This window comes from Richelia sinica FACHB-800, from assembly GCF_014698825.1.
Classification (GTDB): Bacteria; Cyanobacteriota; Cyanobacteriia; order Cyanobacteriales; family Nostocaceae; genus FACHB-800.
The window spans coordinates 1-25,381 of sequence record NZ_JACJTT010000048.1 but is presented as its reverse complement, the minus strand read 5'-3'; the positions used below and the strand labels follow the sequence as shown (position 1 = coordinate 25,381).

General features: G+C 39.2%; 21 protein-coding genes. 10 read left to right on the top strand and 11 right to left on the bottom strand.

The annotated features are described in order from the left end of the window. Positions 1-11 precede the first annotated feature (11 nt). Entirely contained in the window at positions 12-626 is a 615-nt protein-coding gene (locus H6G73_RS21945) for a molecular chaperone DnaJ (RefSeq protein ID WP_190608324.1), read from the top strand. Further along, the gene (locus H6G73_RS21940) at positions 619-1,098 is read left to right on the top strand and encodes a nucleotide exchange factor GrpE (RefSeq protein WP_190608322.1); all 480 of its coding nucleotides are present in this window, start codon (positions 619-621) and stop codon (positions 1,096-1,098) included. Before H6G73_RS21945 ends, H6G73_RS21940 begins: the two co-directional genes overlap by 8 nt. A gap of 146 nt (positions 1,099-1,244) precedes the next feature. Here H6G73_RS21940 and H6G73_RS21935 read toward each other — a convergent pair whose 3' ends face one another. The 7 genes from H6G73_RS21935 to H6G73_RS21905 all read right to left on the bottom strand — a co-directional run bounded on the left by H6G73_RS21935 (position 1,245) and on the right by H6G73_RS21905 (position 7,846). After that, positions 1,245-2,003 (bottom strand): DsbA family protein, encoded by a 759-nt coding sequence (locus H6G73_RS21935; RefSeq protein ID WP_190608321.1) that lies wholly within the window; start codon positions 2,001-2,003, stop codon positions 1,245-1,247. 80 nt (positions 2,004-2,083) lie between these two features. Continuing rightward, complete coding sequence (locus H6G73_RS21930; protein WP_190608319.1) at positions 2,084-3,343, bottom strand: FAD-dependent hydroxylase; 1,260 nt, start codon at positions 3,341-3,343, stop codon at positions 2,084-2,086. 126 nt (positions 3,344-3,469) lie between these two features. Next, positions 3,470-4,126: a hypothetical protein gene (locus tag H6G73_RS21925; protein ID WP_190608317.1), complete on the bottom strand. Its 657-nt coding sequence runs from the start codon at positions 4,124-4,126 to the stop codon at positions 3,470-3,472. A gap of 663 nt (positions 4,127-4,789) precedes the next feature. Continuing rightward, entirely contained in the window at positions 4,790-5,413 is a 624-nt protein-coding gene (locus H6G73_RS21920) for a hypothetical protein (protein ID WP_190608316.1), read from the bottom strand. An 82-nt stretch (positions 5,414-5,495) separates the two neighbouring features. Beyond that, a complete protein-coding gene (locus H6G73_RS21915; RefSeq protein ID WP_190608314.1) occupies positions 5,496-5,966 on the bottom strand; it encodes an SRPBCC family protein in 471 nt (156 codons plus the stop codon). Between the two features lie 19 nt (positions 5,967-5,985). Next, complete coding sequence (locus H6G73_RS21910) at positions 5,986-6,174, bottom strand: CPXCG motif-containing cysteine-rich protein (RefSeq protein WP_190608312.1); 189 nt, start codon at positions 6,172-6,174, stop codon at positions 5,986-5,988. Positions 6,175-6,202: 28 nt separating this feature from the next. After that, entirely contained in the window at positions 6,203-7,846 is a 1,644-nt protein-coding gene (locus H6G73_RS21905) for a B12-binding domain-containing radical SAM protein (RefSeq protein ID WP_190608310.1), read from the bottom strand. A 180-nt stretch (positions 7,847-8,026) separates the two neighbouring features. On the opposite strand from H6G73_RS21905, the gene H6G73_RS21900 reads away from it, so the two are divergent. Both H6G73_RS21900 and H6G73_RS21895 read left to right on the top strand, forming a co-directional pair. Then, entirely contained in the window at positions 8,027-8,659 is a 633-nt protein-coding gene (locus H6G73_RS21900; RefSeq protein ID WP_190608309.1) for a ParA family protein, read from the top strand. Further along, positions 8,659-9,192 carry a hypothetical protein gene (locus tag H6G73_RS21895; protein WP_199317822.1) on the top strand — a complete coding sequence of 178 codons (534 nt, stop codon included), beginning with the start codon at positions 8,659-8,661 and terminating at the stop codon, positions 9,190-9,192. The genes H6G73_RS21900 and H6G73_RS21895 overlap by 1 nt, the downstream gene beginning before the upstream one ends. 332 nt (positions 9,193-9,524) lie before the next feature. Here H6G73_RS21895 and H6G73_RS21890 read toward each other — a convergent pair whose 3' ends face one another. From H6G73_RS21890 to H6G73_RS21875, 4 genes are all read right to left on the bottom strand, one after another. After that, on the bottom strand, positions 9,525-10,148 hold the full coding sequence (locus tag H6G73_RS21890; protein WP_190608307.1) for a hypothetical protein: 624 nt from the start codon (positions 10,146-10,148) through the stop codon (positions 9,525-9,527). 118 nt (positions 10,149-10,266) lie between these two features. Beyond that, a complete protein-coding gene (locus H6G73_RS21885; RefSeq protein ID WP_190608305.1) occupies positions 10,267-12,003 on the bottom strand; it encodes a GTPase in 1,737 nt (578 codons plus the stop codon). A 13-nt stretch (positions 12,004-12,016) separates the two neighbouring features. Then, positions 12,017-14,536, bottom strand: a complete 2,520-nt coding sequence (locus H6G73_RS21880; protein WP_190608303.1) for a GTPase — start codon at positions 14,534-14,536, stop codon at positions 12,017-12,019. A gap of 123 nt (positions 14,537-14,659) precedes the next feature. Beyond that, positions 14,660-16,699, bottom strand: a complete 2,040-nt coding sequence (locus tag H6G73_RS21875; protein WP_190608301.1) for an elongation factor G — start codon at positions 16,697-16,699, stop codon at positions 14,660-14,662. A gap of 279 nt (positions 16,700-16,978) precedes the next feature. On the opposite strand from H6G73_RS21875, the gene H6G73_RS21870 reads away from it, so the two are divergent. The 6 genes from H6G73_RS21870 (at position 16,979) to H6G73_RS21845 (ending at position 25,215) form a co-directional block, all read left to right on the top strand. Then, entirely contained in the window at positions 16,979-17,893 is a 915-nt protein-coding gene (locus H6G73_RS21870) for a tetratricopeptide repeat protein (protein WP_190608300.1), read from the top strand. 452 nt (positions 17,894-18,345) lie between these two features. Continuing rightward, complete coding sequence (locus tag H6G73_RS21865; protein ID WP_190608341.1) at positions 18,346-18,885, top strand: GAF domain-containing protein; 540 nt, start codon at positions 18,346-18,348, stop codon at positions 18,883-18,885. 231 nt (positions 18,886-19,116) lie between these two features. Then, a complete protein-coding gene (locus H6G73_RS21860; protein WP_190608298.1) occupies positions 19,117-20,340 on the top strand; it encodes a class I SAM-dependent methyltransferase in 1,224 nt (407 codons plus the stop codon). A gap of 457 nt (positions 20,341-20,797) precedes the next feature. Continuing rightward, entirely contained in the window at positions 20,798-21,676 is an 879-nt protein-coding gene (locus H6G73_RS21855; RefSeq protein ID WP_190608297.1) for an NAD(P)-dependent oxidoreductase, read from the top strand. Between the two features lie 121 nt (positions 21,677-21,797). After that, positions 21,798-22,982, top strand: a complete 1,185-nt coding sequence (sat, locus tag H6G73_RS21850; protein WP_190608295.1) for a sulfate adenylyltransferase — start codon at positions 21,798-21,800, stop codon at positions 22,980-22,982. 94 nt (positions 22,983-23,076) lie between these two features. Then, a complete protein-coding gene (locus H6G73_RS21845) occupies positions 23,077-25,215 on the top strand; it encodes a caspase family protein (RefSeq protein ID WP_190608293.1) in 2,139 nt (712 codons plus the stop codon). Positions 25,216-25,381 lie beyond the last annotated feature (166 nt).

Genomic DNA, 25,381 nt, shown 5'->3' with positions numbered 1-25,381 from the left:
CAGGGTGTGTCATGCAAAATAATCCTTATGATATTTTGGGGGTATCTCCCGCAGCATCAAAGGTGGAAATTACCAAAGCTGTAGCGTTAGCAATGAAGCGTAAGGAATATCCTGTTGATGTCATTGCTAGGGCGCAAAAAAGCTTAATGAAACCAGAGGAAAGGATTATTGCTGACTATTTGCGTCCTATTTTACCAACCATTAAGCGGTTCAAAGCTAGCGACTTATCGGCTTTAGGGCAGACAGCACCCAATCTCCAATTATTACCACAATTTGATGATTTAGACCAAGCGATCGCCCAAGCAGAACACCACGAACGTTTAGAGAGAGAACCTTTACCCATTCCTGTACCACAATTACTCAAAAAAGGCATTGCTGCTTGTAAGGATAAACGCTATCCCAAGGCGATTAAGTATCTTGAAGACTTTTGTCACAACTGTCAAGACCCCACCAGTGCTGATTACGCCCAAGGAAAAATATGGTTAATTAAAGCTTATCAAATGGTGGGACAATTACAACGTGCGATCGCTCTTTGTCAGGAGTTGAGTAATCATTCTCACCCCCAGGCTAAGACTTGGGCCCAACATATCTTACCTAAGCTATCTCAAGAGATTTCCCGTGTCTGACGTAACATCTAGCTATATTCTCACTCCAGAATTACGCGACTTAATCGTCGATAAAATTGGTTCTCTACAAAAAGAAAACACTTTATTACAACAATCTTTAAGAGAACAACAAACCCAAGCCACAGCCGAAAATGAAGAGTTATTCTTAGAACTTTTAGAAGTTGCTGATGCCTTAGAAGCTTTACTAGAATATTTAGAAAATAACTCTGAACCTAGTCCAGAATTTATTTCTCGTTTACCCAGGTCGATTAGTGTAGTTAATCGTAAATTTTTCGGCGTTTTAGCTAAACGTCAAGTTGCACCCATAGAACTACAAAGTAACGAACCAGATTTTAATTTATGTCGGGTTGTGGATAGAGAAGAAAGAACAGATGTGCCAGACCAAACTATTACTAAAGTGGTGAGAAAGGGTTTTGTTTGGCGGGGAAAGGTTTTACGTCCTACGGAAGTAATTACCGCTAAATCTGAGTGAGATTATATAGCAGGTGACAGGTGACAGAAAGAGAGGGGGAGAGGGGGATGAAAAAGAAGATATTCTTTTGCCTATAACTAAACCGTGAGTTAGGGCGGGCTGTTCGGCCCGCACCAAAAGAAATTTTTGGATATTTTTTATTCGTTTTACTTGGTGGATGAGTTGTTGCCAGCTAATACACCTTCTATGTCTGTCAGTTGAATTGGCCCTGAGAACTTGGGACTGGTAATCACAAAGGAAGGTGTACCACCTAGACCTAATTTATTCACTATTTCTAGGTCTGTGTTGATGGCATTGGTGGCTAAATTGCGATCGCGGTTAAATTTGCCTAAATCTAATTGCAGTTTTTTGGCAGTATCTAAATATAGAGTTTCACCCAGTTGTTTTTGATTGGTAAATAGGGCATCGTGGAACTCCCAAAATTTACCTTGTTGATATGCGGCCCAAGCGGCTTTAGCTGCGGGTAATGCTTCAGCGTGAATTTGGGTGATGGGAAAATGTTTATAAACTAAGGTGAATTGATTGGGATATTTGGCTAACAAATCTTTGAGGGCTTTATGTGCCTCAGCACAATAGGGACATTGAAAATCAGAAAACTCAATCAGGACTGTTTTGAGGTTAGTTGACCCAGTGGTGGGAGAGTTACCAATAATTTCTTTGGGATTGGTTTGTAAGGCTTGAATAAATTCCTGTCTAGATTTTTGTACCTTCTGCTGCTGTTGTTGCTGGTATGTTTGGATCGATTCAATGATAACTTCTGGATTTTGACGGAGTATTTGTAATACTTGCTGTTCTAGTTGGGAATTAACTTTGGTGTCTGCTTGTGCAGGGAATGACCAGGTAAGGGTTAGGCAAATCAGGCTAAGAAATATCCAGGTGCGAAGGCGTTGAAAGATTTTGAGCATAGAAAAACTCGTAATCAATACTCTCTTAGTATTACCTGAGAGCAGGGAAAAGCGATCGCACCGGATATAAAATTAACTACTCATCGCTTGGCTAATGCTGGTGTTTTTCCCTTCAACCCAATCATTAACTTGAGCATAAATACTCTGACTATTGGCACATGCTGCAATACCCACAAGCCTAAGCGACGGATAATGACAATGGGTAATATGGTGTTGGAAAAAGTCCGATCTAACAAGTCGGTAAAACCTAAAATTGCCAGATTCTCTTTTTGTCGCCAACTTTCATAGCGTTTGAGAGTGTTGATTTTGCCAATATCTTCACCAGCTTGGTGTGCAGTTTGGATCACTTCTGCTAAAGCTGCCGCGTCGCGAATCCCTAAGTTTAAACCTTGTCCACCGACGGGATGACAATTGTGTGCCGCATCACCAACTAAGGCGAGACGGGGGAGAACATAGCGATCGCTCTGCATTAGTTGTACCTGAAAAACGAAGCGATCGCCCAATAATTCTAATTTACCCATCTGCTGACCAAAGCGTTTACCCAGTTCCGCTAAAAATTGTTCATCATTTAAGCTGCACAAGGCTTGTGCTTCCTCATGGGGTGCAGTCCAGACGATGCGACAGCGATTTTCTGGTAAAGGCAAAATCGCAAAGGGGCCACTCGGCCAAAATCTTTCGTAGGCGGTATTATTGTGGGGGTTTTCCGGCTTCACAAAAGCCACAATACAAGACTGCCAATATTTCCACCCCTTAGTTTTAATCCCTGCCGCTTGGCGAATTGGTGAGCGAGAACCATCAGCAGCTACTAGTAATTTACTGCGAATTGTTTGGGTTTGGTCGCCAATTTTCACATCAACTGTAACTATATCTTCCCGGTACTGTGTCGCTACCACCTCAGCCGGACACAAATAGGTAACATGGGGACAATTCTGGACAAATTCCTGTAACGGTGCTAATAATGCTTGGTGTTCCGCTACATACCCCAACTCTGGTGTTCCTAAGTCGGAGGTTTGAAACTTGACCACGCTACCATATTCCCCATCCGTCAAGCGCACCTGTTGATATTTAGCAATATTGGGGAGGATTTTTTCCCATACCCCAATTCCTTGTAAAATCAGTGCTGACAACATATGGACAGCGTAGGCCTGACCCTTGGTGACAGACACCGATGTGGTTTTTGCTTCAATTAACAAAACACTCAGGTCAGAACCTTTTAAAGCGGCAGCTAGGGTTAAACCAACAATGCCACCGCCGACTATGACAACATCGTAATCGTATCCCCGCTGGTCTGTGGAGATTTGCGGAGGAGAGAAGGTTTGAGAAAGCTGCGTCAACGCCATTGTTAAGAGAAATTAAGGCTTCTTAACTTATATTCTTACGCGATCGCCTCTTTTGGGGCAAGTGTGGAAGAGAAAGGTGACAGTATTTATTTCTCCAGACCTTCCTCAACCTCGTGCTTCCCATGATTAACCAACCAAAATAGCCTCACGTTGGGCGGCTATTTTGTTCCGTATTTTTTGTAACCTGATTTCAGTTTTAGGTGACTTAGGTTTCAAGTAGCCTAGACGTAAAAGTTCACGTAAATCTTTTCTTCTTGGCTCGATTTTAGTCCCTAAAATATAATCAGCCAAAGGAACGACAATATTATAATTTTTATTAGTGAATTGATGATGCATGTAATGGTGAACCGCTAACCACCGGAAAATAGACCAGTCTGCAAAAAATACTGGCTGAGGTAAATGCATCTGACTGTGCATCGTATTCCAGAGAAAAGCATGTATCAATAACATGACAATAAAAGTTACACCTGCTAATAAGGAAAAGCTAAAAAATAAGCAGGCTATAGGTAATAAACAAGTTAATACTATTAAGATATCTACCAAGCGAAACTTGATATTATCGTTTTTTCCCTCAGGATTGGCTTCAAAATCGAAATCACGATACCAAACCCCATGATGCCTGACAGCATGACCTTCAAATATCTCTTGTAATATGATGTATGGTTTTTGATAAAACCGTCGAGGCAAAACCTTCTTATGCATGAAATTTTCGTGCATCTGATGTTCAGCAAAAGAAAAGATGGTTTCAGATAGCACAATAGACGTAATGAGCGAGAGAATCATGAAATTTTTGTGGGGATAATCTGTAGTAACTCTTGGTAAAGAGTAATAACAGGAAGACAGAAAAAATAAATCAAGATTAATTATCACCTCTAATAATACGGAGGTCAACTGAATTAAAAATAAAAAATATCAACTTTATTTTCTTTAAAATGGGTATTTCACTCAGTAAATTTAGCTACTTCTGAGCATTTTTTACACAAAGTATAAATTTTCTGGAAGGGAATCTTTAGCCACTCTTTACACCAAAACAGCACTAAAAATACAGAAGAATTTATTATTTTTTAAAAGTATCACAATCTCTCATTTGTTTGTACAGATAGGGGTGAATATAGATGAGATTAAGATTTATAGCAGGTGACAGGCTTCACCGTGAGTTTCGACAACACGGTAGTTGAGCGTAGTCGAAACTACTCCGTCAGCCGAATGGTGACAGTGCTAAAAACCTTTGGCTGTCTCATGCTTTATTGTTAGTTAATGTCCTAGCCGCTCTGTCCATGGCTATAATTCTATTGCTAGCATGATGGGTTATGTCATTCAGTATATTTTTACGTCTATATTTGTTAATACTAGATTAAGCCTTTTATAGCTATCCAAATATACGCATCTTCAGAAAAATTGGTATTAGGTTCGGTTGCTCTTTAATTAATCTAAAATCTATACTTGCTAATCTGATTTCATCTGCTGTGGGGTGAAATAAACCTCTGTAACTGTTCCTAATTCATCTCGATAATTACTACCAGTATTGACAATGACAATATTTTGATTTGGATTTGGTATGAAAACAGGAGAATAAATGGAGATTTTATCATTTATCTTTATCTTTCCCAGCCACATTTTCTGTAATTTTTTGATTGGCTCAACTTCTACATCTCCATTACGATAGCAAAGCCGACCGAAAGCTAAACCCGTTGTATTGTCAGGAACTGTGAGCAGATAAAAGTAATCAGGACTCAGCCATTCTCGCCAACTTTCATCTCCTCCTTTACCCAAATATTGAATCGATGATTGGGGTACTTTTGACCAAGTTTGTGGAGACAATGCTTTGGGAAAAATAATAGCTTTTAAATTTCTTTGTTTATTTAAGTCTACATCGACAATAAATGTACCATCACGCTTATTCACCCCATTTTGATCATAATTTTTTACTGGAATTTGAGTTAACGTGTTATTGTTATCACAAAGTTTAGTTTTTTGATTATTGCCACTTTCTAATTTTGTATAAACAATCAAGCAGATAATGATAATCAAAACTGGGAGAACTAGTTTAATAATAAAACTGATTTTCATCACTCTTTTCGTTGCTGTACGGGCGGGTTCACACAGATTTGCATCTTTCCACAAATAATATCGGTAAACCCGCCCCTATCTCTTAAATGCTTCCGGGCATATCTAACTTTTTCTCACATTCTCGCTTAGTGATGTAATGTCGATAGCGAAACATAGCTTCTAGTTGTACTTGAATTAACCAACCACTCACTAACTCCACCCCATCGCCACCAGGCATAGAATAGGCAATATCATCAGTTAATCTAGTTTTACCCTCTTCTGGTTCAAATTCGTGTCTGTGTACCCAAGTTTCAAAGGGCCCAGATATTTGTTTATCAGTGAACAGACGATATTTTTCACATTCGGTGTGTTGTGCTAACCAAGTTAAAGGTAAGGGGCCAAGAAACAAACGAAACTCTGTAATGGCACCTTCTCCCAGTCCTCCCTCACGTCGGACTACTTGAACTGGCTGCCAAGGTGGTGTTAGTAGATGTAATATATCTGGTCTTTCGTGGAATTTCCAAACTACTTCTACTGGTGCATCAATGACGGAAGAATGTTTAAAATGCAGCATGGAAAGAAAAACCTAAACTTTAGCCTTCATATTCACTATCAATTTCAATATCTAGCGTATCTTCGTCGATTCGCACATATAAAATATTGGGACGACAGCACACCTGACAATCTTCTACATAGCTTTGGGTCATTCCAGCACTAAAATCAATAAAAGTTAAATTAGGTTCCCCACAGTAGGCACAATAAAATTCTGATGTATTTTGCATTTTCTTACTACTCCACAGCACGTTGGATTTATTTAACCGTCTCTAATGGCTGGGAAGGGGTACGAAAATGACTCTGTGCCTCAGCCAAATGCTTTTGTAGTGTAGACTGCGGTAGGGGCCCTTGCAAGTGACTCCAAGGTAAAATTTGGTTTGTTGACCAGTTAGCGTACACATAAAAATCTAAATCGGGAATTTTCCCTTTAAGTTCTTTAAAAGCACGTTTGTAACTACCTAAGGAATCACCAAAATCGCGAGTGAGTTCGAGGAGTTGGGAAAGTCTGCGATCGCCCCGTGATAACAAAGCCTGTATAATTGACCAATTATAGCTTTCTGGTCGAAAATCTATACCTTGGGGCTTGAGTTGTTTTTGTAATAATTGCAACCTCTTCTCAGCTTGCTTGTTAACTCCATACCACTGAAAAGGTGTGTGAGACTTGGGCACGAAGGTACTACACCCTAGTGTTAAACGCAATCTAGGGGCAGCTTTTTTGACAGACTTCATCATTGCCACTGTTGCATCTAAGTCTTCCCCTTCCTCTCCCGGAATTCCCACCATCCCATATAACTTTAAGCTGGATAAACCACCTGCTTTAGCATTAATGGCAGCTTGAATTATTTCATCGTTATATAACTTTTTATTGATAATTTGCCGCAGTTGTTCAGAACCACTTTCTACGGCAATGGTAAGCGATCGCGTGTCCCGTTTCGCCAGAGTTTGCGCTAACTGCACTGTCACCGTATTGGTTCTGACAGAGGCAATACTCAATCTCACATCATCATATTTCGGCTGACTGATATAATCTAATAATTCGATAAATTCGGGATGTTGTGTCACCGAAGCACCCAACAAACCCAAACGATTAGTAACTTGTAAACCTCGTTCAATTGCTGGAATTAAAGATTTTTCTAAACTGGCAGTTCTAAAGGGTAAAGTTAAATAACTAGCCAAACAGAAGCGGCACATTTCAGGACAACTCCGCACCACTTCCACCATAAAAATATTTTCCCACGCGGCTTTTTCCGTCACCACAGTGGAAGCTGAGAGAGTATTTCCTCGATAGGTCTGTTTTTGGATAGTAGCTGGAATTTCTGCATCAATGGAATTAATGGATTTTATTTCTCCATCAGAACTAAAATATTCCACCTGATATAAACTAGGAATATAAATACCAGGAACTTGCGCCAATCGTTTTAATTTGGTTTCCCGGTTAGCGTTTCTCACTTCCTTGTAAGCATCAATAAAATCCCCCAATAAATTTTCCCCATCACCTAATAAAATCACATCAAAAAAATCTGCAAATGGTTCTGGGTTAGCTGTTAGCACCGGCCCACCACCAAAAACTAGGGGATGTTGTTCATTGCGGGACTGACTACGCAGAGGAATTTGCAACCATTCCAAAAGATGGAAAATATTTACATAATCTAACTCCCAAGACATAGAAAAGCCGAGTATTTCTGGTTGTCTGGGCAGTTGCTCATGCACATCTGTAAATAAACGACTCACCTGTAAATCATCACGCATAGCCAAAGTAGCCCATACCACCTGATAGCCAAGACTAGTTATTCCCACCGTGTACTCATTGGGAAACGCGAAAATCACGGGAATTGCATCACTCTGGGGATTTGCAGGTGTAAATAACAGTCGTTCTGAAGCAAATACAGATGAGGTCACAGGTTTCTCAAAAATGTTATCTATATTTCATTTTAACTCTTGAGTAATTGCATCTACCTTTAATTCCTTTCTTGCCGTTCACATCTGCACCTCAAGTAGAAGGAAAAAATCTATAGCTTTTTTGCGCTTGTTGGTGACATACAGCTGTATATTTTGTTAAGGGTAGGTCAAAAGTAAAGAGTGCCAAAAATAATTGCTATTCTAAACGGTAAAGGCGGAGTTGGGAAAACAACTACCGCAGTCAACTTGGCAGCTAATTTTGCTAAACAACAAAAAGTCCTGCTAGTAGATGCAGATATTCAAGGTTCTGCTAGTTGGTGGTTTAGACGTAATCAACAGGGAATGGAATTTGATCTAGCCCAAGAATCAGATCCGCAACTTTTAGGTGAATTACGAAAAATAACGAGCTACGATTTAGTAATAGTAGATACGCCTCCAGCGTTACGATCTGAAGCCTTAGCAGTAGTCGTAGGGGTGGCTGATTACCTAGTTTTACCCACACCCCCATCCGCAATGGATTTAGCTGTTTTGGTCGAGACAGTTCAACAAGCCGTTATTCCCGTAGGTACTCCCCATCGAGTATTGTTAACCAAAGTCGATCCGCGCAGTCTAGGAGAAGCAATAGAAGCGCAAAAAACCTTGTTAAAGTTAGGAATTCCCGCTTTTAATGTCCTGGTTCGTACCTATAAGGCTCATGAACGAGCAGCATTGGAAGGAGTAGCAATTACACAGTGGCGAGGAAAAAACGCCAGGGAAGCCGAATTAGACTACCGTCGTGTGACGGAAGAATTACAGCATGATTGGAGGAAATAATGCCTAAGAAACGTCTCGCTGATTTATTACAAGAAGAAGCACAAAAATTTACCCCTAATTCTGATGAGCCTACCATTGAAGTCACTGCACAAGCAATAGTTGTTGACACTATTACTGAACCAGAAACAGACACAACATCAGTTTCAGAAGCACCAGCAGTCAAACGGGCTAATTCTCAAAAAGCCGAATTGGAAGCTACTATTAAGGAACTGCAAAAAACTATTAATACAGCACAAAAACAAGAAATTCATTTCCAAGAGCAAATTAATGATTTGCAAGCTGCTTTATCTGAGAGAGATGGATTAGTAGAAAAACTTGCTAGAGAACTTTCGGAAGCTAAACAAACTGCGCTGCAACTAGCAGACGCTAATTCCCAACTCTTAGAAGAAATTAAAGCTTTAAAAGAGCCGAAAGGACATTCCAAACTCATCTACAAACAGCCAACAAAAACACACCGCAACCTACCGCATATTACCGCACCTAACAACGAACCTAAAGAAGATTTTGGTTCTAACACGTGGTTATATGATTAGCATGTTAATGTGGGGATAAATTTCATCGTGCCAACGGATTATTGTCGTGGGAGCATCCCAAATGTGTAAGTTTATTTTTTGCTTGAGTTCAAGACTTGAAATGAACGAACCACGTTCGCGAAGCGTGCCGAAGGCATAGGAGCGAAGGACACAAAGGTAAGAAGGAAGAAGAGAGTTTTTGGTTTTGCTGCGGTTATTTTTGCAAAATTGGGATGCTCCCATTATCATAGATAAGTGCATAGAAATCAGTGTTAAATTGACCTACAGATATTTCAATGGTTAGCTGTTGAATTGGCCCTGAGTTTATATTCAGGGCTAAAGTTTTTGTATTTTCACTCCACCGATGAGCGAATCCAGATAGCTAAACCTCCTCCTCTACCCCTTGCTGCAATCAAATCTTCTGTAACCAAAAAGAAGGCAAAAAATGGTAATTTAGCTATGGGTTGATGATAAAAATCTTCAGTATTTGCCTTGCCAGAACGAATTGGTTGATTGTAGAGCAAACGATTAAATACACTAATTTGCATTTGTGTAAAATCAAAGGCTAATAAATTCTTTTTTCCTAAATGTTTTGCCGGGCCAGTTAATTTCAACCCCACTGGGCCGAATTTTACCTGATTACCAACTTCTCCTTGGTCTAACGATGGTAATAAATTAGAACTAAAGGATATTTGGGCTGTAGCAAATTTGGGTAGATAAAAACCTTTGCCTAAAACGATTCCCCCACGCTGTCTAACTTTCTTAGTTCCAGTGGCAAAACATAAACGCCAGTTGCCAATTAAAGATGTAAAAGGATAGTTTATCTGTTGCTGCTTGGTAGTTTTTTCTGCTGTTAACAAAGCATCGACTACGATATCAGCAGTAGGAAGTTTACCTCCCTCTCGATAGGCAACTGCAACCTGAGAGAGGAGATTAATAAAATTATCTGTAGTAGTAGATGGCGAATCTGTGGTCATTTTTAAAAACAAAATTTCATATTTATTTCTCAATTGTAGCAATTTTCTTGATTAATATCTTGGTTAGTCGCATCAAGGGTAGGCTTGCTTGCATTCTTGAATAACAAATTTAGCCTACTCATTTTGTTGAAGCTTTTGTAATTTTTTGCAAAATAGATTCTAATTTATTTCTAATCTGTGTGAGTTGTTGCATTCCTTTATTAGCAGATGCTATGGACTCCTCTTGATTCCGTCTAGCTTCGGCAATTTTATTTTCAATTTCTTCATATAGTTTGATTTCAATTTCTGCAAGTTGCTCATTTATCTGCTCTTTTAAACTTTCACCCATTTTAATAAATTGACTAGTAATATTTAAACGACCCTGAGCTAAACTTTTTTCAGCTTCGTATTCCTGATATGTTTGAATAATTTCAGCACCTACACCCAAAAATGATACAAAATTGCCAATAATCATAAAAGAATTGCCAATATCCTTAGCCAAATTAACCGCTTCCCAAGGTCGAAAATTATAACCAAAAAACTCTCCTACTGAACGTACAGTATGATGTAGCTCACTACCTGCAACATCCATAGAACGTAAGAATCCTTCTCCTTGATAGGTATTTGTCCAATTATTCCTGAATGAATTCAGACCTATTTTTTCAGCAATTTTTGATAATTCTTCAATTTGTGCAACTATATTATTCAAATCTATAACTGCATCTGAATTTTCAGATGAAATGTCATATTGAAACTGCAATCTATTAACAAATGTTTTGACTAAATCGCTATTAAAAACACTTTCTATTTCCTTCTGTATAGAATAAAAAGCGTCATTGACACAAGACTCCATATCATTGGTAGCTTTGTCATAGTGAGTGCGTACATTAATTTCTGTTTGTTGGTTACAAATTTCAAAGTTTTCATCTCCCAACGCAGAAGCTAGTATTGTTCCCTCATTGGTTACTGCTGAAAATAAGTTTAAAGCGATATTTTTGAATTTATTTCTCAGTCTTTCTCGTTCTTGGTTTACTGTACGCCATAACCGTTTGAGAATCTCAAAAAATGCTGTATCTTCATTATTATCACGACTAATACAAATTTGTGCGTCATTAATTCCACTCAAAACTATTCTCACTGGTGTATCTAAACGAGCGAGAGAACGACGACTATCAACAAAGTTATTTAAAGCATCAATAAAACTATCAAATCTGCTAATTTCAATTAAAAAATCATCGTCTGTGTCTATACCTTCACAATAATCTTTAGCATCAATAAAACAGAGAGTAAATTCATCTATTTTATAAGGTTTTAATGCTTCTGCTATACTTTTACTGTAATTAATTATTTTTTGCTCATCATCTCCTGCTTCATCAGACATTTTATTAACAACTACCATCATTTTCCACCGATAACCTTTTTCATAAGCTAATTTTTTAAAGTTTTCTACAGTTATGGAATCAAATAACATTGATGTCAAACAAAAAACTAATAAATCAGCTTTATGAATAGCATCATACGTGATAGCATCATGGTCTTTACGTTCTGTAAAAAGTCCAGGAGTATCAATTAAATTAATTCCCTCCCAATAATAATTATTAGTTTTATCAGTCGCTATGTCTGCATCTATTTTAATATCACGCTTACCAGTAATAGCGGAAATTATTGTAGATTTACCAGCACTATATTGACCAACAAAAGCAACTGACAAAATACCATCTTTGCGATAATCCTCTAATTCGTTAATCATCTTTTGGCGAATTTGCAGTAATTCTTGATTATCACTTTGTAATAGTAATTGATTCAGGTTTTTATAGCAATTGTTAAGATGATTGACAACTTCAGCAGCTTGGATTTTTCTTTGTCCTGGTAGCATAATAGTTATATACTTAATTATTAACTGGGGATTTAATCACAACATCTTCTTGTAATATTGCTTGAATATCAGCTTGAGATTTACGAATATCTAACTCTAGTTTGGTATGAATTGTGAGTTTACGCCCAAATTGACGATCAACTTGAGAAATTATATTCTTGATTCCTTCATCGGTTAGCTGTTCATATTTTTCAATACACCAATCTATGATTCTTTTAGCATAGGCTTGATTAAGATAATTATTAGCAATATTTATGTGATTATTTGCAGTTTTTAGATTTTGGTTGATCGCTTCTAAACCTCCTATCAATTCATCAAAGTATTGTATACTATTTGTAGTAGCAGAATCACAGTAGTTAGTAAAACTATTCTTTAAGTCAGAGTTGAATGTATCTTGTTGTTTATTTAATTGTTCTCTTAAAGATGAGCTTATTTTTGCCACTGCTTCCCGCCGCTTTTTATCCTCAGATTTAAACCAAGAAGTGATACTAGCAATAGCTGTACCAATAGCTGTAGCAATCAAAGGTAGAGTAACAGGAATTCCCCCAGGTAAAAAAATCAATAGTGCGGCTACTCCTCCTATAACACCAGTAATAAATCCTGGATTAGTCCAAAAAGGTTTTTTATCATGTTCTTTCAGTTTAAAATCTTTACCAACATTAAGTTGAGCCATTAATTCTAATTCCGTACCTACCTCAGCAATTACTTCTTGAACTTCTTTATTAAACTTTTTCCCTCCATCCTCATAAGCTGATTGAATCCGTTCTTGAAATCTAATTTCTTTTAGATTCTTCTCCCAAGCAGCCTTTAAACTTTCCTGATTATCATTCCAATGTTTCTCTGCAAATAGTTGTATGCTATTATTGGCACTGACAAAAATTGAATCTATTTCTGATTTTAAACCTCTATAAATATCATCCTCAGCTTTTTTAATCTTTCTCTTGATTTCCTCACGTTTATTTTTCAGTGTTTGTATTAACTGTTCATAAATATTAACTTGTTCCGTTACCCATTGATAAGGTGAATTAATAGCTCCCACTGTGGAACCTAATAAAGTTTGTGATCTTCTAATTGCACCATATTTAACTAATGATTCCCGAATAGAATCTAGAAAATCTTGTATTCTACTAGCTTTAAATAGTTTATCTTTAATTTCTTGATGTTCTGGCTCATTATTCATCTGAGCAGCAAGCAACATTACAGGAATAATAGAGAAGTAATCATTTGCATATTGTTGTTTTGCATAGCGATGGATACGCTCAAAATGTCCACTAATCCCGCTATTACCTTCCATTTCAAATAGCTTATTGGGATTTTTCAAGAAATGCTCTAAACGCCGACTATCACGCAAATTGTGTTTAACATTAAGTAAAATAATTAATGGTTTGGTTTTCTCTTTCAAAAGTTTCATAAATTGAAACTCTGTTTCTTGGATACTATCGTTAGTAACTACATAACAAATTACATCTGATTCATCAACTATACTTTTTGCTATTTCTTCATCACTTTTACCCCCAGGTGCGCCAATACCAGGAGTATCAATAATGCGGATATTTTTCCATTCATAAACCCGATTTAAACGAGTGGTTCTTTGTGTTCCCACTCCAATAGCATCCCAACCTTCTCTAGTAATAATAGCGTGTAATGTGCTTTTTCCGGCTTTAGTTCGGCCCATAAAAGCAATACTAAAATGATTCAATGCTCGTTGTTTGGAGCGCAGAGAATCACGAACAAGTAATAATTCTTTAATAATATCTTCTTTTAGTGCTTTTCTACTATAGTCTAATTGTTGAGCTACTTCTTTAGCAGTATTAGCTTGACCTTTATTAGTAGTTCTATTTTCTATTTGCTTAATAGTATTTTCGAGATTGTTGGCTAAATCTCTGAGTGCTTTATCAACTTGAGCAAGTGACTTATATGCAAAATTATAATCTTCTTTAGCGATTTTACTACAATGTTCTATCGCTTTGTCATACTCTGGCCCTTTAATTAATATTTCTCTTTCTAATTTAGAAACTGTTTCTTTGATGGAATCTGGAGAAATTTTGACAACTAAATTAATTATAGCGCGTGATAGTCCTGATTTATATTCATTTTCCAAAAACTTAGCAGCTAGAGATAATTCCTCATCTTCATTATTTTTATAATTTTTTAGCGGTTGTTTATTTTTTGCTGCTTGAATTATTTTATCTATATCATTTTTTGACCAATGCCAGACTTGACCTATTTTATAGATAATCTCTCTTTCTAAAGGTGCAAAATAACCATCGATATGCGCCATAGTTAGTAATTGCCGCATTGTCTCGGTTTGCTGACCATGAGGAATTTTACCCGCAATTAATTCTAGAGACAGATGTTTATCTTCTTGAGATAAAATCTTTTCCATCTCTAGTAAAGTGTTTTCTTCAATATTTGCTGCTTTAGCTAAGTCACGCAAAGCTTGAGCTTCTTCTGAGTGGATCTGGTGATCTGCACAAACTATATGTGTTAGCAGGAGGAATTGATAATTTATTTGTTGATTGGCTTTAGGCATCTAAAACTCTCCGAATAGAGTTTTATCTTAGTATAAATTTTTAATATTCAAACTTCTCAACATCTCTGAGTGAAAAAGAAAACAGAGGACACCCATAAAGAGTGTCCCCAAAACTAACTAAAACTATTTACTATTGCCGTTACCATTGCTATGAACCAGAATGCGTTCCGCAAGTTTTTCTGGTACTTCTTGGAGATGGTCATATTCCCAATGGAAAGAACCTACACCAAGGGTAAGCGATCGCAACTCAACAATAAAGTCGTGCATCTCTGCTTGCGGCAAATAGGCAGATACATTATCCCAACCAGACCAGTCATTTCTGCCTTCATAGCCCAAAATTTGACCCCGCTTCCCACTCAACAGTTGCAATACCTTAGAGGTAAATTCTGTGGGAGTGTTCACATCAATCTTTAAAATCGGTTCCAACAGGGTGGGTTGGGCTTGGGGTATACCCGTTTGCATGGCTAACCTTGCCGCTTGTTTAAATGCCTGTTCTGAACTATCAACGGTGTGATAGGAACCATTGGTGAGAGTTACCTGCACATCTACTAAGGGGAAACCCAAAGGCCCGTGGGCCAGAAATTCCCGCACACCGTTTTCTACTCCCGGAATATATTGACGGGGAACTACACCACCAACAATAGTTTCTGTGAAAGTAAAGCCTTCACCTCTCGGTAGGGGTTTGATATCTAGATACACATCCCCAAATTGTCCATGACCACCGCTTTGGTGTTTGTACCGTCCATGCACAGAGGACACTGGTTTGCGAATGGTTTCTTTATAAGGTACTTGGGGAAGATGGGTGGACATGGGCAAATTATATTTGCGTCGTAGTCTATCTAAGGCTACATGCAGATGTATTTCCCCTTGACCCCACAAAATCACTTCATGGGTGTCACCATGTTGTTCCCAAGCTAGGGATGGGTCTTCTTCTAATAATTTGGTAATGGCGCTACTGAGTTTTACTTCATCGTTGCGCTTTTCTGGGGCGATCGCTAGGGCATATACTGGTTCCAATGGTTGGGCTTTTGGTAATGCCTTCACCTTGGCTTCTGTAGAGAGAGTATCCCCAGTTTTCACGCCATCTAGTCGGCTTAAAGCCACAATTTCCCCAGCCCCGACTTGATTCACAGATTGCTGCTGCTGCCCCATTAAACGGTAAATTCCGCCAGTGCGTACACCATTGAGGACAATTCCATCTGTTAATGTTCCTTGCCACACACGCACCAGGGAAAGTTTACCACCTTGGGGAGTGTAGAAGGTTTTCAAAACTTGGGCTATGGGTGCATTGCCAGTTTTAGCTGATAACCGTTTAACCGCAGTGCTTTCTGGTTCTGGTGCTTCCCGCAGTAAGGCTTCTAATAATGGTCTGACACCATAATCTTGTTCAGCCACACCAAAGAACACAGGTACTACCAAATCTGCCCCTAATTCTAATTTTAAATCTGTGAGAATTTCCTCGTGGGGCGGTTCAATATCTTCTAAAAGTTCTTCCAATAAATGATCATCAAAATTAGCCAAGGTTTCCAACATTTCTGCCCTGGCAATATGTTCTTCCGCTTTGAGATGTTCAGGGAAAGGAATGGGGTCAGCAGGTGCGCCAGGATGGTATTGGAAGGCTTGTTCACTTACCATATCGATAAAGCCAACCAATTGTTCCCCTTGCATGATGGGGTATTGATGAGCAACAAGGGGACGAGTGGAAACAGCTTTGAGGGCGTGTAAGGTTTCTAAAACGTGAATATTCGCCCTGTCCATTTTATTCACAAATACTAGATGGGGAATTTCCCAATCATCTAGAAATTTAAACAGAGGCGCGAGGGTGAGGACGCGATCGCGTATTGGTTCGCAGACAACTATTGCCGCATCTACTCCCATTAAAGCATTATATGTTTCTTGGGCAAATTCCACAGAACCTGGACAATCAATGAAAGTGAAGCGAGTATCTTGATATGTACAACTAGCTGCACTAACTTCCACACTCATCCGGCGATCGCGTGCTTCATTAGCACTATCTCCGACTGTGTTACCATCCTTAACGTTACCTTTGCGGGAAATTGCCCCTGTTACAAATAACAAGCTTTCCAGAAAAGTGGTTTTACCACTTAAATAGGGACCAACTATGGCAACATTGCGCGAACCACCGTTGACTTTTTCGTTCATAAAACCTCCTTAGCGGTCATTTACCCCAAACCGCATTCCTATGTATTTTCGGGAGTCATTAACTACCCAAATTGGGAGAACAAATCCTGCTTTATTCTGTTATTATCCTTCTTTTAATCTGTGTTTAAAAAAATTGTAGTCTGTTGTAAGATTTACCTTAAGTAATGTTAAGTAAGGCTAATTTTTATGGCAAATATAAAATATTTATAAAATATTTTTTGTTTGCACAAACTTTTATATAAACAAAGTAATCACAGGCAGTTTTAGTTGCAACTAACAATGAAATTACTATTAAAAAATTCTAGTTTTATCGGTTTTTTGAGCTTACTTGTGCTGGATGTCAATATTTTGCCAGTTTATGCTAGTTCTGCCTTATTCTCTAATCATTTACTCGCCCAAGGTTACAATCGACAAACAGCAGTAGAATGGTTAAACCAGGGTTTACAAGCCATACAAATTGGTAAGACCCAGGATGCCATGACCGCTTTTCGTCAGGCTATCAAACTAGACCCCACATTAGCGCCAGCACACTATAATTTAGGGTTAGCCTTGCGTCAAGTGGGACAACTCCAACCCGCAGCAGACGCATTTTATCAAGCCACACAGGCTGACCCGCAGTTTGCTCTAGCCTTTGCTAATTTAGGTGGAGCATTATTAGAAGGTAATAATTTACAACTAGCAAATGATTATTTGCAGAGAGCTATAGAAATTGACCCCAAACTAGGTTTTGCTCACTATAATTTGGGATTACTGAGAAAACAGCAAGGAAACTGGAATGGTGCGATCGCTGCTTTGCAAAAAGCCATCCAACATAGCGTTAATGCCCCAGAGCCAGCATATCATTTAGGTACTGCTTACTTACAAATTGGTCAACTAGATGCAGCAAAATCTGCCTTTGAACAGGCAATTAAAATTAATCCCCGTTATGCCGAAGCTTACTATAACTTGGGGACGATTTTATTTACTCAAGGCAAAACTAATGAAGCCTTAGCAGCCTTTAGAAAATCTGCGGAAAGTAATAGTAACTATGCCAACGCTTATTATGGTGCTGGGTTAGTGTTTCTGCAATTAAAACAATATCCACAAGCTGCCCAAGTCTTCAAATATGCCAAAGACTTATACCAATTCCAAGGTAACATGCAATGGGCAAACAATGCCCAACAACAATTACAAAAGTTAAACATTAAAAACTAAAAAAAAGTTTCTGGGTATTGACTGCAAATGGTTAGTAGGAAGCACCAATTTAAGAAAATTTATTTTTGGGGTTTTCTAGAAAAATGTTAAGAAAATTTTTCGTATGTTAATTTATTTTGTCTAAGTTTATCCAAAAAGATTTTGTTTTTGACTAAAAAACGTTAAATTGAGTTAATATGGGTATTGAATTTTAAATAAATTAAAAATTATATTAATTTATGTTAATGTTTATTTATAAATAAATGTGATATTTTCAAATTTAAATGTTAAACCTCAATAATTTAGAGGAAAAATTTTTTCTTACCCAATACTCAGCAAATTAAGTCTCAATATAGATAATACGCTTTGGTGTCTAGAAAGCCTGGTAATTATGTCTTCATGATTTTTGCTGATCAGTCTGATAAGTTACTATATAAATTGGAACACATTTATTGAGTCGTTCTTTTAAACCTGTGTACCTTCATTCCCACTCGAACTTTGACAATCCACCCAATCAGCCTGGTGAACAAGGTTTACAAAGACTGCTGGAACGCCTGGTGAGAAAAATCCGGCGGGACGAGCTAGTCAGACGGACAATACATGAAGTCAGAACAGCACTTCAGGTAGACCGTGTAGTAGTCTATTACTTTTATGAACACTGGCATGGGCAGGTCATTTTTGAATCCTTAAGTTCTAGGGACTTCACAATTTTAGGTTCCACAGGGGCAGATGATTGTTTTAGTGATGAATACGCTGCCATGTATTTAGAGGGACGGGTGAGAGCGATCGCTGATATAGACTTAGAAAATATACAACCTTGTCATAGAGATTTTCTCCACACCATTCAAGTCCGTTCCAACCTAGTTGTACCGATACTAATACCTAGAGGTTTATGGGGCTTACTCATTGCTCACCACTGTCAAGAAGTTCGTCACTGGTTGCCCCAAGATATAGAGATAATTCAAAAAGGAGCGCATACCCTCGCCCTTGATCCCCAGATTTTAGATTGTTGATTGATTGAAAATTTTATCTGTTGTACCAGGAAGACCCTGTAGGTAGCGTTCACGTAGCGAGTAGAGTTGAGACATTCAACGTAGGGGCGGGTTTACCAAGCTCATGATTATTTGTTGACAATACTTGTGAACCCGCCCAGACAATTCCAGGTAAAAATAGAGCAGGTAACAGGTAAAAATAAGGTGTAGGATATTAATTTTCTCCCCTGGGCCCTTCTCCTCTTTCTCTTCATGTTCCCATATCCAAATCCTCCTCTCTCCAGTTCCAACCCAGCCCTGTGTACAGCGATCGCTAATCGGATTGCTCAAGCACCTCAACAAAGAATTACCTTTGCTGAATACATGGATATGGTGCTATATCATCCAGAACAGGGTTACTATTCCAGTAACGGAGTGAAAATTGGATTTCAGGGAAGTGATTTTTTTACTTCTGCCAGTTTGGGAGCAGATTTTGGTGAATTACTGGCGAAACAAATGCGCCAAATGTGGGAAATTTTAGGGCAACCTAAACCATTTTCCCTGGTAGAAATGGGTGCAGGCTTAGGAAATCTCGCCCTCAATCTTCTTAGCTACCTCAAACACCATCATTCAGATTTTTTCGCTGCCATAGAATACATCATTATTGAAAAATCCCCCAGTTTACAGCAAGAACAACAGCAACGCTTACAGGAATTTGCTGTTCATTGGTGCAATTGGCAGGAGATAAAACCTAACTCAATTGTGGGCTGCTTTTTCTCTAATGAATTAGTTGATGCCTTCCCTGTCCATCAGTTTATATTGCAAGATGGTCAGTTACAGGAAATCTATGTCACGACCCAGACCAGGGAAGAAAAAGAGCATAGTTCTGCTGCTGCCAATATCTCCTTTGTGGAAGTAGAAGGAGAACCATCAACACCAAAATTAGGTGAATATTTTCAGTTAGTAGGAATAGATTTAAGCCAAAGTACCTATGAAGATGGCTATCGCAGTGAAATAAATTTAGCTGCTTTGGACTGGTTGAGTATAGTGGCAGACTGCTTGCAGCGTGGCTATGTGTTAACAATTGATTATGGCTACCATGCTCATCGTTATTATCATCCCAGGCGATCGCATGGAACCCTACAGTGCTACTACCAACATCGTCATCATCACAACCCTTACATTAACATTGGGCGACAAGATATCACTGCTCATGTTGACTTTACAGGTTTGGAATCTTGGGGAAAGCTTTGCGGTTTAAATCCAGTGGGTTGGATACAACAAGGTTTATTTTTGATGGCTTTGGGATTAGGAGAAAGACTAGCAGTCCTATCCTCTCAAGAGCAACCACTATCTGAGTTACTCAACCGACGAGAAGCCTTACATCAGCTAATCGACCCCACAGGACTAGGTGGGTTTGGTGTCTTAATTCAAAGCAAAGGACTCAAAGAAACAGAAGCACAACAAACACTCACAGGATTAGCCATTCCCAATTAGAAATCAATCTTAAACCGCAAAGCTCGATTTAATAACCCTGTAACAACTTTGAATAGACTAGCATAACAAAGATAACCGTCAGGTTAACCCAACAGGAAAGTCAAAATTATGACCACTCATGATCTGTTAATGCTAGTAACTCTACTTGCCCCCGGCATCTTACTTTCAGTTGTGATTATGGCTACATTTGCCGCCGGTGGCTAAGGAGGCAGGGGAGGCAGGAAAAGCTGGAAAAATGAGGGGATAGGGAGATAAGGAGAAATTCTTTCCTTGCTCCCTTACATCCTATAGCCGTAGACAAGATGGTTAGGACATGAACAACAACTAAAACCTGAAGACTGAAAGGCTTTTAGCACTGTCACCTGTCACCTGTCACCTGTCACCTGCTATAACTCTACATTCTGCGCCTCTGCCTCATGACCAACGCCCAATAACCAATGACGAAGGAAAGTGAAACATGAAAGTCGCATTTCTGGGAACAGGATTGATGGGACTCCCGATGGCTCAAAGGCTATTAGCTGCCAATATAGAGCTAATTGCCTACAACCGCACCCCAGGAAAATTAGAACCACTCCGGGCAGCTGGGGCGGAAATTGCCACACAACCACGTCAAGCAATTCGTGCAGCTGACTGCATTATTCTCATGCTTTCTAATGCTGCGGCTATTTATCATGTCTTACTTACAGATACTTCTTGGCATACCCTCTCAGGACGTAGCATCATCCAAATGGGGACAACAACTCCCTTAGAAAGCCAAGACATTAGAGATGCAGTGGTAGCCGCTGGTGCTGAATATATAGAAGCGCCGGTACTAGGCAGCATTCCTGAAGCAGAAGCAGGTAAATTGATTGTCATGGTCGGTGGGCAACAGGAACAATATCAACGGCACTTAAATTTACTTAAAAACTTTGGTCCGGAACCTGTATATATCGGTCCTGTAGGTTCTGCTTCCTCACTCACATTGGCACTCAATCAACTCATAGCTTCCCTCACCACTAGTTTTGCTCTCAGCTTGGCATTCGTGCAGATGCAAAAAATTGACGTGGATTTGTTTATGCGTGTGCTGCGGGATAGTCAACTTTATGCCCCTACCTTTGATCAAAACTTGCGTCGGATGTTGGAAGGCGACTATAGCAAAGCCAATTTGCCTAATAAGCAATTGGTCAAAGAAATAGAGTTATTTATCTCAGAAGCTAAAGCCCTGGGTTTAAATCTCAGCAGCATTGAGGGCGTAAAGCACATTCTCCAGTCAGCCATGAAAATGTCATTTCCAGATGATGACTACTCCTCTGTATTCTCTGCTATTCGCGAATGGGGCGAAGCTAGTGGGGAATAATGCAGCAATGGGGGCCAGTCATCTCTAAAAAATTCTCACGTATTTGTACTCTGTGTACCCATATTTTGATAATTTAGTACATAGTTTGCAACAATTTTTAGAATTTACGGAAGGGATCACGTTGAGTTACCATCCAGAAGCCATTGCCCCCCACGGTGGAAAGTTAGTTAATCGAGTTGCTACACCGGCACAAAAGGAACTATTTTTATCCAAAGCGCAATTTTTGCCACGAGTTACACTGGATGAGCGAGCCGTTTCTGATTTAGAAATGATTGCCATCGGCGGTTTTAGTCCGCTCACAGGTTTTATGAACCAAGCAGACTATAATCGCGTGGTGGCAGAAATGCGACTGGCTAATGGTCTTGTTTGGTCAATACCAATTACACTTTCAGTAGACGAAGAAGTTGCAGCACCTTTACAAATAGGTGGTTTAGTTCGTCTAGATAACCCCAAAGGTGAATATATCGGGGTTTTAGAATTATCAGAAAAATATCATTACGATAAGCAGCGCGAAGCTATCAATGTCTATCGTACCGATGAGGCCAAGCATCCAGGGGTACAGGTAGTTTACAATCAAGGTTCTGTTAACCTGGCAGGCGATATCTGGTTATTACAACGTGACCCCCATCCTCAATTTCCAGCTTATCAAATTGACCCTGCCGCCTCTCGGCAAATGTTTAAAGAAAAGGGCTGGAAAACTATTGTTGGTTTCCAAACTCGTAACCCCATCCACCGCGCCCATGAATATATTCAAAAGTGCGCTTTGGAAACAGTTGATGGTCTATTTTTACATCCATTGGTTGGGGCAACCAAGGAAGATGACATCGCAGCTGATGTGCGGATGCGTTGTTATGAAATATTGTTAGAACATTACTATCCTTTAGATAGAGTAATTTTAGCTATTAATCCAGCCGCGATGCGTTATGCTGGGCCCAGGGAAGCAATTTTCCACGCTTTGGTGCGGAAGAATTACGGCTGTACTCACTTTATTGTTGGACGTGACCATGCTGGTGTAGGTGACTATTATGGCACCTATGATGCTCAATATATTTTTGATGAGTTTGCACCTGAAGAGTTGGGCATTGTGCCAATGAAGTTTGAACATGCTTTCTACTGCACACGCACCAAACAAATGGCGACCACAAAAACCAGTCCGAGTAAGCCAGAGGAACGAGTTCACCTGTCTGGGACAAAAGTAAGAGAGATGCTACGCCGAGGTGAGTTGCCACCACCAGAATTTTCCCGTCCTGAAGTAGCAGCAGAGTTAGCCCGGGCTATGCGTATTCAACAACCTGCCTTGGCTTAGGGTGGAATCATCTCCTGGCTATCAACTGAACTTTACATACAGCCTTTAGCCCTTTAAGCTGTTAGCTGAAGGGCTGAGGACTAATAGCTAATTTATGAAACGGCGGACGTTTTTACAACGAATGGGCTGCCTGCTGGCGGTTTTGGGATGGACTGAAGCTGAGTGGCTAACTTTAGGAAACCCCTACTATCAAGCTTTGGCCCAACCCAATAGCCGCAAATTGGCTTTATTAGTGGGCATTAATCAATACCCATCTGGTCTTGGTCTGAGTGGCTGTTTAACGGATGTGGAATTGCAAAGGGAATTGTTAATTCATCGCTTTGGTTTTACAGCCTCTGATATTTTGACTTTGACGGAAGAACAGGCGAGTCGAGAGTTTATTGAAGCGGCAATTTTAGACCATTTGGGTCAGCAAGCAAAGACAGATGATGTGGTTTTTTTCCACTTTAGCGGCTATGGGACAAGGGTTCAATTGCCAGGTTCGCCGGAAGCCGTGGAAAATGCCTTAATTCCCGTTGATTATTTTGATACACAAAAAAGTAAATTTGTCAACTATTTATTAACAGAAACCCTGATACTGTTGTTGCGATCGCTCCCCACAGACAAAGTGACCGCAGTATTAGATACTAGCTATTATACTTCTCCAGAATTACTCTCTCATGGTTTGGGAATGCGCGCCCGTCCCGAATTAACAGCCGTACAATTAGCTCCAGGAGAAATTGAGTTCCTCCAGCAATTAAAAAGCCAAAAACTAGTTACTAATAATGGGTTGATATTATCAGCTACTTCTGAACCACACCAGGTAGCAAGGGAGTTTATTTTTGGTAATGTCAGTGCGGGTTTATTCACCTACGCTTTAACTCAATATCTGTGGGAAACAACCCCAGCTACAACTATTCAAGTGTTGCTTTCCCATGTTGGTAGTTCTATGTACCAGTTTGGCAATAAACAACAACCTAGCTTCTTAAGTAGTAAGAAAAATATTCAAAATAGTACGATTATTGATAATTTTCCCTTTGATAAATCCAGTGCTGAAGGAGTTGTTACAGGTATTGAGGATGATGGCAAAATAATACAGTTATTTTTAGGAGGAATACCACCGCAAGTATGGGAATATTATGGAGTTAATTCTCGTTTTTCTTTGGCAACAGGAGAACAATTAGTTATCAAATCACGGACTGGGTTAACAGCAAAAACCCAAATAGTTAATCCAGAAACAAATATACTGCCAAATATCGGCCAATTGGTACAAGAAACCATCCGTGTATTACCTCGCAATATCAATTTAACAGTGGCCTTAGCACCAGAATTAGAAAGAATTGAACGGGTAGACGCAACTAGTGCTTTTGCCAATATTAGTCGTATTGCTAATGTTATTTCTACAGAACCAGGGGTTGATTATGTATTTGGGAAATTACCACAAACATCCAGCCGTTATGGATTATTTTCTCCTGCCAATGAACTGATTGTCAATTCCGCTGGGGAAGCAGGGGAAGCGGTAAAAGTAGCAGTTCAAAGATTAACACCCAAATTATCTACCTTGTTAGCAGCGAAGTTATGGAGACTAACAGAAAATGAAGGTTCTTCTCGCTTGCCAGTCAAGGTATCTTTGGAAATTGTCAACAATATCTCTCCGCGTATTGTCTTGCAAAGAGAAACTTGGCGTAACCGCCGTCCAGACACAACCACCAATAAAGCTGTCAGTAGCCAGGGAACAGCTATTCCCACAGTTCCCGTTGGTAGTCGGATGGTGTACAGGGTGCAAAATTTGAGCGATCGCTCCCTATATTTTATATTAGTGGGGTTAAATAATAGCAGAAGTGCGATCGCATTTTACCCTTGGCAAACCCGACCAGAAACAGCCTTATCAGAAGCCAAACCCCAACTACAAGAAATCCTTATCCCCCCAGGACAAACCTTAACTCTACCCCAAAATGATACTATCTCCGGTTGGTTGTTACCATCACGCCCCTTATTATGTGAACATCAACTAATTTTTAGTACCTCCCCCTTCCATACGACTTTAGCAGCATTAAGTACAGCTAAATATTCTGCCGCAGAACCCCAACCGATTAGCTCTTTAATCAATGCCCTAGAAGTTGCTCAAGCAATTCTTGAAGATATACATAACGCTAGTGAAATTCAAGTAGATATGAATAATGCTGGGGCTGATGCTTACATTTTTAATGTGAATAATTGGGCTAGTCTCAACTTTAGTTTTCAGGTTGTTTAAATTATCAGCACTCAGGAAAAATTATCAAAACTAGATTTTTTAGTTTTTAATTGATATAACCCACCTTCCGCCCCCTAACTGTCACAGAGGGAAATTACGGAGAGAAAACATCTAATTGAGAATAAAAACAGACATATTGAGTGTAAAAAGACATTTGAATAACAGT

Excerpts from the sequence above, each read along its gene's own strand:
- H6G73_RS21945 (WP_190608324.1), top strand. The coding sequence starts at position 12 with ATGCAAAATAATCCTTATGATATTTTGGGGGTATCTCCCGCAGCATCA.
- H6G73_RS21935 (WP_190608321.1), bottom strand. The coding sequence starts at position 2,003 with ATGCTCAAAATCTTTCAACGCCTTCGCACCTGGATATTTCTTAGCCTG.
- H6G73_RS21930 (WP_190608319.1), bottom strand. The coding sequence starts at position 3,343 with ATGGCGTTGACGCAGCTTTCTCAAACCTTCTCTCCTCCGCAAATCTCC.
- H6G73_RS21925 (WP_190608317.1), bottom strand. The coding sequence starts at position 4,126 with ATGATTCTCTCGCTCATTACGTCTATTGTGCTATCTGAAACCATCTTT.
- H6G73_RS21920 (WP_190608316.1), bottom strand. The coding sequence starts at position 5,413 with ATGAAAATCAGTTTTATTATTAAACTAGTTCTCCCAGTTTTGATTATC.
- H6G73_RS21915 (WP_190608314.1), bottom strand. The coding sequence starts at position 5,966 with ATGCTGCATTTTAAACATTCTTCCGTCATTGATGCACCAGTAGAAGTA.
- H6G73_RS21910 (WP_190608312.1), bottom strand. The coding sequence starts at position 6,174 with ATGCAAAATACATCAGAATTTTATTGTGCCTACTGTGGGGAACCTAAT.
- H6G73_RS21895 (WP_199317822.1), top strand. The coding sequence starts at position 8,659 with ATGCCTAAGAAACGTCTCGCTGATTTATTACAAGAAGAAGCACAAAAA.
- H6G73_RS21890 (WP_190608307.1), bottom strand. The coding sequence starts at position 10,148 with ATGACCACAGATTCGCCATCTACTACTACAGATAATTTTATTAATCTC.
- H6G73_RS21885 (WP_190608305.1), bottom strand. The coding sequence starts at position 12,003 with ATGCTACCAGGACAAAGAAAAATCCAAGCTGCTGAAGTTGTCAATCAT.
- H6G73_RS21880 (WP_190608303.1), bottom strand. The coding sequence starts at position 14,536 with ATGCCTAAAGCCAATCAACAAATAAATTATCAATTCCTCCTGCTAACA.
- H6G73_RS21875 (WP_190608301.1), bottom strand. The coding sequence starts at position 16,699 with ATGAACGAAAAAGTCAACGGTGGTTCGCGCAATGTTGCCATAGTTGGT.
- H6G73_RS21870 (WP_190608300.1), top strand. The coding sequence starts at position 16,979 with ATGAAATTACTATTAAAAAATTCTAGTTTTATCGGTTTTTTGAGCTTA.
- H6G73_RS21860 (WP_190608298.1), top strand. The coding sequence starts at position 19,117 with ATGTTCCCATATCCAAATCCTCCTCTCTCCAGTTCCAACCCAGCCCTG.
- H6G73_RS21855 (WP_190608297.1), top strand. The coding sequence starts at position 20,798 with ATGAAAGTCGCATTTCTGGGAACAGGATTGATGGGACTCCCGATGGCT.
- H6G73_RS21845 (WP_190608293.1), top strand. The coding sequence starts at position 23,077 with ATGAAACGGCGGACGTTTTTACAACGAATGGGCTGCCTGCTGGCGGTT.